This is a genomic window from Helicobacter sp. MIT 14-3879 (genome assembly GCF_003364125.1).
The window spans coordinates 174,212-187,863 of record NZ_NXLP01000002.1; the positions used below are offsets into that span (position 1 = coordinate 174,212).

Here is a 13,652-nt window from a genome sequence, read left to right on the forward strand (position 1 = left end):
TATAATTTTTATCATAGAATTAGAACTCTATTTTAAGTTTTTAAGGATAGCATTTTGCTTACAAAAGAAAAATTTATTGAACTCTCTCAAAAATATTCTACTCCTTTATATGTTTATGATTTTGATATTATAAAAGATAATGTCAATGCTTTTAAAAAAGCTTTCTGTGCTAGAAAGTCTATAATTTGTTATGCCTTAAAAGCCAATTCTAATCTTTCAGTTTTGAAATATCTCTCATTGCTTGATTGTGGTTGTGATTGTGTATCTATAAATGAAGTAAAAAGAGCTATTCTTGCTGGAATCCCTAAATATAAAATCATATATAGTGGGGTTGGAAAAAGTGAAAGTGATATTAAAGAGGCTTTAAATTTAGATATTTTGTTTATAAATTTAGAAAGCATTGAGGAAATGTTAAAAGTAGAGCAAATTGCAAAAGATATGAATAAAGAGGCAAGGATTAGTATTCGTGTAAATCCAAACATTGATGCCAAAACTCATCCATACATTTCAACAGGGCTTAAAGAAAACAAATTTGGTGTTGATTTAGATTCTGCAAAAAAAATGTATATTTATGCAAATAATTCTAAATATCTCTTACCCATTGGAATCCATTTTCATATAGGTTCTCAATTATTGGAATTAGAGCCATTAATTTTAAGTGCTAAGAAGGTTGTTGAACTTATTTGGGGGTTATTAGCACTTAAGGTTGATTTAAAATTTATAGATATTGGCGGAGGACTTGGAATTTCTTATGGAAATGAAGAGATTATTGACCTATATTCTTATGCACAAGGAATTTTATCTACATTAAGTGGTCTTGATTTAACAATTATTTGTGAGCCCGGAAGAAGAATAGTTGGGAATGCAGGAAGTTTGGTATCTAGCGTTTTATATGAAAAACAAAATGAAAATAAAAGATTTTGTATAATTGATGCTGCGATGAATGACTTAATTCGTCCATCTTTATATAGTGCAAATCATAGAGTTGAATTCATAAAGTTAGCTTTGACTAATATTGAAATTCCGCCTTTATTGCTAGATTCTACTCCACTACATAGTAGAGCGGATATAGTGGGACCTATTTGTGAGAGCGGAGATTATATTGCTAAAAATGTTGAGATACCAAGAATGAATAGTGGTGATTTAGTGATTATTAGAGATGTTGGAGCTTATGGGTTTAGCATGTCAAGTAATTATAACTCAAGGTTTAAATGTGCTGAAGTTGCAATAATTGATAGCAAAGATAGGCTTATTAGAAAAAGAGATGATTTTAATGATTTAATATCAAATGAAATTGAGTTTTTATAAGAATTATTAGAAGTAAGATAGGGGATTAAATGGCAAATAACCTTAATAATTTAAGAGATGAAATTGATTTAATTGATAATGAAATTTTAAAATTGCTTGATAAAAGAATGGGAATAGTAAAAGAAATAGGGTATTTAAAGCTACAATCAAATACCGCAATATATCACCCAAAAAGAGAGCAAGAAATAATTAAAAGATTAGTAGAATCTAGTAGAGTAAATATTACATCAAGTGGCATAAAAGCAATTTACCAAGAGATATTTGCAACAAGTAGATATTTAGAATTACCAGAGAGAGTTTCTTATTTAGGACCAATTGGGAGTTTTACCCATCAAGTTGCTGTGAATAGGTTTGGACAAATTAGCGAGTATATATCTTCTATAAATATAGAGTCTATCATAAAATCTGTTGCTAATAAAAGCGTAAAATATGGTGTTATTCCAATAGAAAATAATAATAATGGAATAGTTGGTGAGAGTTTAGATTTTTTAGCAAAATATGATGTTAAAATAGTTTCTGAAAGTAACCTACCAATTCACCATAGCTTTGCTTCTAACGAAAAGTTAGTATCAAATATTAAAAAAATATATTCTAAAGATATTGCTTTTGGTCAATGTAGAGAGTTTTTAAACAATTATTCACTTAAAAATGCAGAGTTAATACCTCTGGATTCTACGGCAAAAGCAGCAAGTATTGCCTCTATTGAGCCAAATAGTGCAGCTATTTGTTCAAATATTGCTGCTAGTTTGTTTAACTTGCCAATTATGTTTGAAAATATACAAGATAGCAATGATAATATCACTAGATTTTTTATTATTAGTGATTTTAAGACAAATATAAGCAATAATGATAAAACTTCATTTTGTGCCTTTATCAATGATTCTAATAAGCCCGGAGCTCTTGCAAATTTATTAAATGACTTTAGTAAAAAAAATATTAATTTAGTAAAACTAGAATCTCGACCAATCCATAATACTAAGGGTTTTAGCTATTGGTTTTATATAGAGCTTGAAGGGCATATCGATGAATCTAGTATAAAAGAAATTTTTGAAGAAAAACAAGATAAATTAAAGTGGCTTGGGAGTTATCCAAAAGATATAATTTAAAACTTTGTACTACTTAATAACTATTACTCTAGGCTATCTTTAAAATTTAATTGATTTGAATAAATTTTTTTAAATTTGCTAAATTCTTCTTTTATATCTTTATTTCCATAAAATGTTATAGCAATTGCATTTTGATTAATTACATTTGGCATAGACATTTCTACTAATCCATAGATATGTGCCTCATTGTTTAAATTTGATAGCCTTATAAAGTCAGCAAAAACCTCGCCAATTAAGATAACATCGCTTTTCTTTTGTATTTGAAAATCATTTATAATAAAATTTTGAATATTATTGCATTTTAAAATATTTAGATAATTTCGTATTGCCTTTGGATTAGAGTTTTTAATAAAAGCAGAATCTATATTTACCCCAAACATAAGACTTTTATCATTATTTATTTTATATATATTATTTTCTTCATCTTCATTAATATATGTTGCAAAAAGTGTTAAAAATTCATCCAATCTTTTACTTAAAGATTCTACATCGTTTTTTAGAATCTGTTGAGTTTGTCGTTCATTTTTTAGAGCATCTTGTAATGTTTTGATATTAAATTCTAATTCATCTATATAATCACTTTTTTCAAGCACTTTTATATGTTCTTTTAATTTTATAATCTCTTCTTGCAAGCTTTGATTTTCATAATTTAGTTTTTTATTGCTCTCTCGCAAGTCATTTGTTAGATTTGCTAAATAATTTTCCACTACTTAAATCCCTAGCTAAATTTAATAATTAGAATCGGTTATATTATGTTTAATTTTATGATAAATTTGTCTTATATCAAAGAAAAAGTTAAAATTTATGTTATTTTTATTTTTTAAATTTAACATAAGGAGAATTATTATGGGAAAAAGAGTAGAACACGATTTTATCGGTGAATTAGAAATTGCTGATGATGTGTATTATGGAATTCAAACTTTTAGAGCAGTTGAGAATTTTAATATTTCTCATGACAGATTAAAAAATTTTCCTAGATTTGTTAGAGCATTATCTAGAGTTAAAAAGGCTGCAGCAATGGCTAATTATGAACTTGGACTTTTAGATAAAGACAAAGAAGAAGCCATAATAAAAGCTTGTAATAAGATATTAGAGGGTGGATATTATGAACAATTTGTAGTTGATATGATTCAAGGTGGTGCTGGAACTAGCACGAATATGAATGCTAATGAAGTTATAGCAAATATAGGACTTGAAATTATGGGTCATAAAAAAGGAGAATATCAATATCTTCACCCAAATGATCATGTTAATCTTTCACAAAGCACAAATGATGCTTACCCAACAGCACTAAAACTTGCTTTACATGATTACTTAAGTGATTTAGCGAAAGCTATGGAGCATTTAAAAAAATCATATGAGAAAAAAGCAGAAGAATTTAAAGATATTTTAAAAATGGGTAGAACTCAACTTCAAGATGCTGTGCCTATGACATTGGGAAGAGAATTTAAAGCTTTTGCAGTTATGATAGATGAGGATATTCAAAGAGTATTAGAGACTAGAAAATTAGTGCTTGAGGTAAATCTTGGTGGAACTGCTATTGGGACAGGAATTAATTCTCACCCAGATTATCCAAAGGTGGTAGAGAAAAAATTAAGAGAAGTTACAGGTTATCAATATACTGTTGCTGAAGATTTAATAGAGGCTACTCAAGATACAGGTGTTTATGTTCAAATTAGCGGAGTTTTAAAGAGAGTTGCTACTAAATTATCAAAAGTATGCAATGATTTAAGATTACTTAGTTCAGGACCTACTTGCGGATTAAATGAAATTAATTTGCCAAAAATGCAACCGGGGAGCTCTATAATGCCGGGTAAAGTAAATCCCGTGATTCCAGAGGTTGTAAATCAAGTTTGTTTTTCTGTAATTGGTGCAGATGTAACAGTAACTTTTGCGTGTGAGGGTGGACAACTCCAATTAAATGTATTTGAACCAGTGGTTGCATATAGTTTATTTAACTCTATAATTATGCTTGAGAATGCTATGAATACCCTAGCAGATAAATGTATTAATGGAATTACTGTAAATGAGAAAGTTTGTTCAGATTTTGTTTATAATTCTATTGGTATTGTTACTGCATTAAATCCATATATTGGGTATGAAAAGTCAGCAATTATTGCAAAAGAGGCATTAAATACAGGGAAAAAAGTATATGATATAACTTTAGAGAAAGGATATTTAAGTAAAGAAGAGTTAGATAATATTTTAACTCCACAAAATATGTTAAATCCTCATGTGATTTCTAAGAAATAAATGGATTTTTACTATGAATATTATGTTAATTTTACAAGTAATAGTCCTTTTAGGTGCTATATTTATAGGAATTAGACTAGGAGGTATGGCAATAGGTTATGCAGGTGGTGCTGGTGTCGTTGTGCTATGCCTCATTCTTGGAATGAAGCCGGGTGATATCCCTTGGGATGTTATTTTAATTATTATGTCAGTTATCGCAGCTATTGCTGCAATGCAGCTTGCAGGTGGGTTAGATTATATGATTCAAGTTGCAGAAAGGATACTTCGAAAGAATCCAAAATATATTAATTATCTTGCACCAACAGTTACTTATTTTTTGACTTTTTTAGCAGGCACAGGACATACTGCTTTTTCTATGATTCCAGTTATTGTTGAGGTTGCTAAAGAGCAAAACATTAAGCCCTCTGCACCACTATCTATTGCGGTTGTTGCGTCTCAAATTGCTATTACGGCTTCTCCTGTTAGTGCGGCAGTAGTGTATATGACAGGAGTATTAGAACCATTTGGTTGGAGTTATCCTGCACTTCTTTTAATATGGCTAGTTACTACATTTAGTGCTTGTATGCTAACAGCATTTATTGTAAGTAAGTTTTTTCCTCTTACTTTAAATAAAGATTTGATATATCAAGAAAGGCTTGCAAAGGGTTTTGTAAAAGCCCCTATGGGTGCATCAAATATACAGCTAAAAAAAGGAGCAAAACTTTCTGTTGGAATATTTTTAATTGGAGTTTTTTTGGTAGTAATATATGCTACTTCTATTTCAGATATTGTTAGAAAGCCTATGCTTAATGGTGTTAATAAGTTTATTCCTGTATATATGGATAAAGAAATTGATACTATTAAAAAAGACGCATTAAATATTATTAAACTTGATGATAAAAAACTTTTAGAAGACATACAAAATAAAATTAGTGCTCCACTTGATGAAGCAAAAAAAGTTTTCTTAGATTCTAAAGATACATTTAAAAAGGATAGTTCTTTAATTTTAAACTATAAACAAACATTAGATGCGGCAAGAGTAAAAATTTCTAGTTTAAATCTAGGAGATGAAACAAAAGAGGCAATTTTTCATATAGAATTTAATCTTAATGACTTAAGTGCTAATTCAGAATCTATAATTACAAATTGGATTAAAAAAGATGGCTTTGTAGCAGAAGTTGCAAGTATTATTAAGAGCTATATTGACCCTATTAGATTACCTAGAGATGGTGCAATTATTAGCTTTATGCTTGCTATTGCAACATTTATTGCCATTTTTTGTAAAATAGAAACAAGTAAGCTTTTTGAAGCTAGTACTTTTAAGGCAGGTATGACAGCTTGTGTGTGTGTGCTTGGTGTAGCGTGGCTTGGAAATACATTTGTTGGTGGGTATAAAACACAAATTGGTAATTTAGCAAGTAGTTTAGTTAGCGATTATCCTGCACTATTAGCAGTGGCATTATTTTTTGCTAGTATGCTTCTTTACTCACAAGCAGCTACGGCAAAAGCAATTATGCCTGTTGTTATAGCAGCGCTTGGAATTAATGCAGTTAACCCCAGTGACTCTTATATTATTGTAGCTAGCTTTGCTGCTGTATCTGCACTATTTGTGCTTCCTACATATCCTACACTTTTAGGTGCTGTTCAAATGGATGATACAGGTTCAACTAGAATTGGTAAATATGTATTTAATCATAGCTTTATATTACCGGGTATTATTGCTATTGTATTATCTGTGGCATTAGGATTTTTAGTTGCTTCGTTTTTTTAGGCATAAAGCAGGTATAAGTTATGTTAGAAGTTGATATTTTATTAATATTAATTTTAGTTGCTTTTATTGCAGGATTTGTGGATTCTATTGCTGGAGGTGGAGGAATAATAACTATTCCTGCATTACTACTAGCTGGAATCCCACCTCATTATGCACTTGGAACAAATAAGCTTCAGAGTAGTTTTGGGAGTTTTTCTGCAACAATTCACTTTTATAGAAAAGGGCATTTAAAAATTAAAGAAAATTTGCCTTTTATAATAAGTGTTGGAGTTTTTGCTTCTATTGGAACAATATTAATACAATTTTTTGATGCAAATGTTTTATCAAAATTTATTCCATTTTTATTAATTATATTTTCAATTTATTTTTTATTCTCACCAAAAATAAAAGAGGAAAATTCTATTGCAAAGTTAGGAAAACTAGGTTTGGCATTAATTCTTGGAGTGATTGGTTTTTATGATGGGTTTTTTGGTCCAGGAACAGGGTCTTTTTTAATGTTTGCATTAATTTTATTTGGTGGTTTTGGTATAAAAGAGTCCTTAGCTCAAGCAAAATTATATAACTTTACTACTAATATTGCTTCAGTGATTTTTTTTGCTATTGGTGGTCATATTCTGTATAAAATAGGACTTGCTATGGCAGTAGGGCAGTTTTTAGGTGCATACATTGGTTCTAAAGTAGCACTAAAATATGGAATAAAAATTATAAAGCCATTGGTAGTAATAGTTTCTATATTAGCTAGCATTAATTTATTATCAAAACAATATTTTAATAAATCATTGCTAGAAATAATTATATTTAGTTTTTAATATTACAAAATTCTTTTATCTCATTAACCTTGTCTGTTTTTTCCCAGCTAAATTCAGGTATCTCTCGCCCAAAATGTCCATAAGTTGCAGTTTTTTGATAGATTGGACGCAATAAGTCTAAAGATTCTATAATACCTTTTGGAGTTAGGCGAAATATTTTTTTAACACATTCAGTTAATTTAGAATCTTCAACTTTACCTGTGCCCTGTGTATCAACAAGAATTGAGATAGGCTCAACTACTCCGATAGCATAAGCTACCTGCACTACTGCTTTATCACAAACTCCGCTTGCAACAAGATTTTTAGCTACATACCTTGCTGCATAAGCTGCACTTCTATCAACCTTGCTTGGGTCTTTTCCGCTAAAAGCTCCACCTCCATGAGGACAGCTTCCACCATAGGTATCAACAATAATTTTTCTACCTGTAAGTCCTGCATCACCCTGTGGTCCTCCTATTACGAATTTTCCTGTGGGATTTACAAAGTAGCGAATATTATCATTTAAATATTTTTTAGGTAAAACTTTTTGAACTATCTCCTCAATTACAGCATCTCTTAAATGAATTTGACTAGTTTCTGGGCTATGTTGTGTAGATATTACGATTGTATCAATGCTAATAGGAATACCATCTTCATATCTAACAGTTACTTGTGCTTTACCATCTGGACGTAAAAAAGGCAGAGTTCCATCTTTTCTTTTTAATGCTAACCCTTCAGTTAAACGATGAGATAGCCAAATTGGAAGTGGCATAAGAGATTCTGTCTCTTTGCACGCATAACCAAACATAAGCCCCTGATCCCCTGCTCCTATTTCTCCATCTTCTCTATCAACACCTTGGTTAATATCTGGGCTTTGTTCTCCTATACCATTTAATACAGCGGCAGAGCGGTAATCAAAACCATATAGTGCATCTGTATAACCTATATCTTTTACTACTTTTCTAGCTATTTCTTGCATAGGTGCATATACGTTTGTTTTTAATTCTCCTGCAACTATACAAAATCCATTGCTAACTAATGTCTCACACGCAACTCTAGCGTTATTATCTCTTTGTATTATATAATCAAGCACGGCATCACTAATTTGGTCAGCCATTTTATCTGGATGACCTTCAGTAACAGATTCTGAAGTAAAAAGGAATGATTTTTTCATATATTCACCTTGTATTTATTTTTTTTTGAAATTGTAACATTAAAATACTAATTTTTAATATAAGTTATTAGAAATTAATTTTAGCCTTTTAATTGCTCTAATCTTTCTCTTTTTGTTCCTATCTCTGTGATTTGCACTCCAAAATTTCCATCAATTATTACAACCTCACCTTTTGCAATAACCTTATCATCTACTAATATCTCAAGGGGGTCATTTGCAAGCTGGTTTAATTCTACAACACTTCCTATATCCATAGAAATTACATCTTTAAGTAGCATTTTTTTCTGCCCAATTCTAACTCTAACTTGCATTTTTACATCAAGCAACATAGCAATATTTCTAATTTCAGAATGGTTTAGATTTGTAGATTCTGATTGTTTTTGATTATTTATTTGGTTATCAGAATGTTGTTTTGGGTTGAATTCATTTATTAGATTTTGTGAAAAAAGTATAACAAATTCAGAATGTAAATTATCTAAGTTAAATTTAAATAAGCAACCCTTATCAAAACCATCAAAATTTTCACTTTCTTTTAAAATATCAGCACTAACTACCTTAAATTCCATAATAGGAAGAATCTTTTGTCCCTTTAGTGTTGTAGAAACAGCCCCAAATATATTTGATGTAATTTCTTTTATAGCATCTAAATCATCAGAAGATATGTCAGTATTTGCTACTGTGCTAAATCCATTTCCACCAAGCATTAAATCAGATAATGTAGCAGCTAAGATGCTAGGTGTAATAAATATAATTTGAGATTTTGAATTATTTTCTAAAATAATTTTTATAAAAGGAGTTTGTATTGTAATTTGAGATTTATCAACAATGCTATCATTTATTATATTTGGCTTTCTTCCTGTGAGACCTTCTATTGTGGATATACTTTCACTTTGAATTAGATTTATAAAATCATTCATTTAGCTTGATCCTCTTCTTTTATGTTTTCTACACGATGCTTACGATTGTTTTCTAACATCTCTAAAACTTCTTTTACTTTGTCTTTTTCAGTTTCAATTATATCTTTTATTTTAATTGTTTTTCTATACCTTTGTAGTCCAATTTCACCAATGTATTTATCTCTATCATCAATATTTACTATTATTGTATCATCAGCCACCCTATCTAGTCTAACAATATCTCCAACCCTAAGGTCTAAAATATCTTCTAGTGTTAATTTAGCACTGCCTAACATTGCAGAGACATTTACTAATGCTCCTCCAATTAAAACTTGAAGTTCTTTATTTCTACTTTTTTTAGAGCTAGTTTCACTTAACATTAAATCTCTACTTGCAAGGCGAGAAAGTACAGATTCTAATGATATAACAGGATAGCATATATTCATCATTCCATTACTATGTCCTATTATTATTTCCATTACAACCATAATTACTATTTCATTTTGTGCGACAATTTGAATAACACTAGGAGAGCTTTCTTTAGCATCAACGCTAGGAAAAATCTCTGTTATAGGAGCCCAAGCATCTTTTAGATTTTGCATAATATGACGCAATATAGTATCAAGTAGGCTAAGTTCAATATCGCTAAATTCTCTAGTATTTTCATATGGCTCACCATTACCACCAAGCAGTCTATCAATCATAGGAAAGGCAATGCTAGGATTTATTTCTAAAACTCCACTTCCATCAAGTGGTTTCATAGAAAATACATTAAAACTAGTTGGGCTAGGTAAGCTCATTAAAAATTCACCATAAGTCATTTGATCTACACTATGAAGTTGAATCTCAACAATACTTCTCATAATTGCAGAAATTTGCGAGCTAAGATTTCTAGCCATTTTATCGTGTATTCCACGAAAAGCACGAAGTTGCTCTTTGCTTACTCTATTTGGACGTTTGAAGTCATATAATGTAACTTGTTTTTTATGAAAAATATCACTATTTTCAAGGTTAGACTTATCACTTTCATCATCTTCTACAACCTCAAGTAGTGCATCAATTTCTTCTTGACTTAAAATATCAGCCATTTATATTTCCTACCCTAGAGCGAATCTTTTTGATTACTTCCTTGTGGATTTGAGAGATTCTAGAGCTTGTAATATTTAATATATTGCTTATTTCATTTAGCGATAATTCTTCAAAATAATAAAGTTGTATGATTGTTTGTTCTCTTTTTGATAGTGTTGATAAAACATCTTTAATAATATCTACCAACTCATCTTTTTGCAATTTTTCTATAATATTATCACCACCAATTGCATTATATTGTTCATCTATCGGAATAAGAGAATAAATATCTGATGCAATTCTTGCTTCTTTTATTTTTTTAATATCTTCTCCTAAAATATTTGCCAAATACTCATCACTAGGTTCTTCTTCATATTCATTAAAATATTTTGAAACTTCTTTATCAATTAATTTTATTAACTTTCTGCTTGAACGAGAAACAATATCAAGTTCTCTTAAATAATCAAGCATTGAGCCATAAACACGAGTTTTAGCATACCCCCAAAAAGAATCATTTATAGAACTATCATATCTTCTTGCTAACTTTATCATCTCTTCGGTTCCAATAGATATTAAATCATTTATATCAATGGAACTAGGAAGTCTTTCTTTCAATCTAAAAGCTATTGCACGTAATGCTGGCATATATTGTAACATTAATGAATCTTGAGAATGTTTTAATTCATTAGTGTATTTCTCAAGAGGTTTTTTATCCATATTTATTCCTCTTTTTCATTTATAGAGCTTATGTGCTTTAGATAATTTCTAATGCTAAAAGTTTCTTTCTCTCTTTTATCAAACTCTTTTAAATAATAATTAAGCGTAGAATCTAGTTTTTTGATATTCATCTTTTTTTTCTCATAATCAATAAATTTCATATAAAAAGAGGCAGAGCAAAGAGCTATTAAATAAACTATAACCGTCCAAACAATAGTCCATAATATTATTAATTCAGGTTGATTAAACTTTATAATAGAAGATATAAGTCCTATAAAAAACCCAACAACAATACTAAAACTTATGTAATTATCCTGTCTCAATGTATTCCTTTAGCTAAAAGCGATACAATATATTCCTTATGAATTTATTAAACTTACTTTCATCTAAAAGCATATTTTGTTCCATACTTGAGAGCAAATTTCTTGCAATTATATCAATGCTTGCACTAGGTGGTGATTGTGGAAATAGCTTTGTAAATAATTTTCTTTGCCTATTAGATTGTATGATTAAGTCACTAGATGATATTTTACCTAGCAATTCTAGCGATAGGTTTGGTATATTTTGTTTTGCTACATTTGAGATTCTGTCAAATATTAATTGAGATTCTTTTACACCTCTAGTTTGGTTTATTATCATATATATTTTATCTTTATGCTTGGAAGCTACTTTTATAGAAGCATAAGCATCAGTTAGTGCTGCTGGGTCTGGCATAGTAATTACTATTAGATATTTGCTTACATTCAAAAATGTCTGAACATTTTGATTAATCCCCGCACCTGTATCAATTAATAATAAATCAAGAGAATCTAGAATTTCATTTTGTAAATCCATTTTATCTAAAATATTTAAATCATATTTTAAAATTTCCTCTCCCGTATAACCTGGTATAAGATACAAGCCACTTTCAATATTTATTATTATATCATCTAAGCTTGCATTTCCTTTTAAAACATCTAATAGATTGTATTTAGCATTTACTCCAAAGATTAAATCTAGGTTTGCTAAGCCAATATCTGCATCAAAGATTCCAACTTTATAGCCCATATTCCAAAGAGAATATGCAAGATTTGCACTTATGGTTGATTTTCCAACACCACCTTTGCCGCTTGTAATAGCAATTATTTTAGTTGAGTTATTAGCATTTTTTTCTAATTCGTCTTGTATTAACTTATCTAACCCTGCAGCTTGATTTTTCATCTTATTATCTCATCTCTATTAGGCTTTGAAAATCCATTGATTATACAATCTGCTAAATAGTCATTTCTAGCTACTAAAATGTCTTCTGGGACTTCTTGTCCTATGGTAAAGTAACTAACAGGTTTTTTTGTATCATAAATTAGTGAAAATATATTTCCAAAGCCTTTGCTTTCATCAAGCTTAGAAAAAATCAATGTATCAATATTTAAAATCCCAAAGGAGTTATAAATATCTCTTAAATCTTCATATTTTGTTGTAGCACAAAGCATTAAATTAATATCAATATTGTAATCAGAATTTGCATATCTTTTTAAAATATCTAATTTTTGCTTATCGTGTTGAGAACTTCCAATAGTATCAATTAAAATATAATCACAATATTTTAAATCTTCTAATGCTCTGCTAAATTCTGCTGTATCACTTACTTGATTGATAGATAATTTTAACTTTTTAGCATAAAATGCTAATTGCTCATAAGCTCCTATGCGATAGCCATCAAGGGTGATTAAACCAACTTTATATTTATGTTTCATTGAATAATGAGTAGCAAGTTTTGCAATAGTAGTAGTTTTACCAACGCCAGTAGGACCTACTAACATTACTATTCTTTTTCGCTTCATATCTATATTTTCTGCTCTACAAACTATCATTTTTCTCAAAACTTCCCTAAAATATCTTTTTATTGTATTGCTATTTTCACGCATATTTATAGGCATGAGATTCTGCGATAATTGCATAATTTCATCCAAATGTTCATTTTTCATTCCACTATTTTTACATATTCTATAAATCTCTGCAAATTCGTGTGGTATGCTGTTAGCATTATTTTGCACCCTTACTCCTATGTCATTCCAAAACATATTTTGCAAAAGCTTCATTTTATCATCTAGTTTTTCTATTGATGATTTTATATATTTTAACTCTTTTAGTTCATTAGCATTTACTTTTGCTAACATTTCTCTTGTTTGATGCACGGGATTATATTTAGTTTCTTCGTTGTTTTCTTTATTAATTTCTCTTGGCTCTAGTCTAGCTTTTGTGGGTAGTTGCGCAATTTTTGTAATTTCTTTTACAGCATTAGATAATTCTACATTAATATCATTGTTTAATTTTCTTTTATTCTCTCTTTTCTTTTCTATCTCTCTTTGTGCTATTTCTTCTAATCTTCTTGCTACGCTATTGCTTGGTAAATCATTTTCTTCTTTTTGTGTTTCTTGTTTATTTTCATCTTCTTTTGGAGCTGCAATTACTAATTCATATATACCATTTTCTAGTAGAGTTTTTTTCTTTACTTCTTTTGAACTAACAACAAGCGCATCTTCACCATGTTTTTGTTTTGCTAATTCCATTGCTTCTTTATAAGTTGGTGCTGTATATGTATATAATTGCATA

General features: G+C 29.4%; 13 protein-coding genes. 5 read left to right on the top strand and 8 right to left on the bottom strand.

Annotation, left to right across the window (positions count from 1 at the left end):
• Nucleotides 1-54: 54 nt before the first annotated feature.
• On the top strand, nt 55-1,308 hold the full coding sequence (gene lysA, locus CQA44_RS02280) for a diaminopimelate decarboxylase (protein ID WP_115545659.1): 1,254 nt from the start codon (nt 55-57) through the stop codon (nt 1,306-1,308).
• A 29-nt stretch (nt 1,309-1,337) separates the two neighbouring features.
• Nucleotides 1,338-2,414: a bifunctional chorismate mutase/prephenate dehydratase gene (locus tag CQA44_RS02285; RefSeq protein WP_115545660.1), complete on the top strand. Its 1,077-nt coding sequence runs from the start codon at nt 1,338-1,340 to the stop codon at nt 2,412-2,414.
• A gap of 23 nt (nt 2,415-2,437) precedes the next feature.
• Here the strand turns inward: CQA44_RS02285 and CQA44_RS02290 are convergent, their stop codons facing one another.
• Nucleotides 2,438-3,121, bottom strand: a complete 684-nt coding sequence (locus tag CQA44_RS02290; protein WP_115545661.1) for a hypothetical protein — start codon at nt 3,119-3,121, stop codon at nt 2,438-2,440.
• Between the two features lie 139 nt (nt 3,122-3,260).
• Between CQA44_RS02290 and aspA the strand changes: the two genes are divergently transcribed.
• From aspA to CQA44_RS02305, 3 genes are read left to right on the top strand one after another with little or no spacing between them, the layout of a single operon-like run.
• Entirely contained in the window at nt 3,261-4,667 is a 1,407-nt protein-coding gene (gene aspA / locus CQA44_RS02295) for an aspartate ammonia-lyase (RefSeq protein ID WP_115545662.1), read from the top strand.
• A gap of 13 nt (nt 4,668-4,680) precedes the next feature.
• Nucleotides 4,681-6,417, top strand: coding sequence for an anaerobic C4-dicarboxylate transporter (locus CQA44_RS02300; protein ID WP_115545663.1), 1,737 nt, complete (start codon nt 4,681-4,683; stop codon nt 6,415-6,417).
• Nucleotides 6,418-6,437: 20 nt separating this feature from the next.
• Nucleotides 6,438-7,226, top strand: a complete 789-nt coding sequence (locus tag CQA44_RS02305) for a TSUP family transporter (RefSeq protein WP_115545664.1) — start codon at nt 6,438-6,440, stop codon at nt 7,224-7,226.
• On the opposite strand, the gene metK is transcribed toward CQA44_RS02305, so the two are convergent.
• From metK to flhF, 7 genes are all read right to left on the bottom strand, one after another.
• Entirely contained in the window at nt 7,216-8,379 is a 1,164-nt protein-coding gene (gene metK / locus CQA44_RS02310; RefSeq protein ID WP_115545665.1) for a methionine adenosyltransferase, read from the bottom strand. The two genes, CQA44_RS02305 and metK, sit on opposite strands and share 11 nt — an antisense overlap.
• A gap of 80 nt (nt 8,380-8,459) precedes the next feature.
• A complete protein-coding gene (gene fliY, locus CQA44_RS02315; protein ID WP_115545666.1) occupies nt 8,460-9,296 on the bottom strand; it encodes a flagellar motor switch protein FliY in 837 nt (278 codons plus the stop codon).
• Nucleotides 9,293-10,363, bottom strand: coding sequence for a flagellar motor switch protein FliM (gene fliM, locus CQA44_RS02320; protein WP_115545667.1), 1,071 nt, complete (start codon nt 10,361-10,363; stop codon nt 9,293-9,295). The genes fliY and fliM overlap by 4 nt, the downstream gene beginning before the upstream one ends.
• Complete coding sequence (locus CQA44_RS02325; RefSeq protein ID WP_115545668.1) at nt 10,356-11,060, bottom strand: RNA polymerase sigma factor FliA; 705 nt, start codon at nt 11,058-11,060, stop codon at nt 10,356-10,358. The genes fliM and CQA44_RS02325 overlap by 8 nt, the downstream gene beginning before the upstream one ends.
• Nucleotides 11,061-11,062: 2 nt before the next feature.
• Nucleotides 11,063-11,383: a hypothetical protein gene (locus CQA44_RS02330; protein ID WP_115545669.1), complete on the bottom strand. Its 321-nt coding sequence runs from the start codon at nt 11,381-11,383 to the stop codon at nt 11,063-11,065.
• Nucleotides 11,384-11,396: 13 nt separating this feature from the next.
• Nucleotides 11,397-12,260, bottom strand: a complete 864-nt coding sequence (locus CQA44_RS02335; protein ID WP_115545670.1) for a P-loop NTPase — start codon at nt 12,258-12,260, stop codon at nt 11,397-11,399.
• The gene (flhF, locus tag CQA44_RS02340) at nt 12,257-13,651 is read right to left on the bottom strand and encodes a flagellar biosynthesis protein FlhF (protein ID WP_115545671.1); all 1,395 of its coding nucleotides are present in this window, start codon (nt 13,649-13,651) and stop codon (nt 12,257-12,259) included. Before flhF ends, CQA44_RS02335 begins: the two co-directional genes overlap by 4 nt.
• Nucleotide 13,652: the final 1 nt, after the last annotated feature.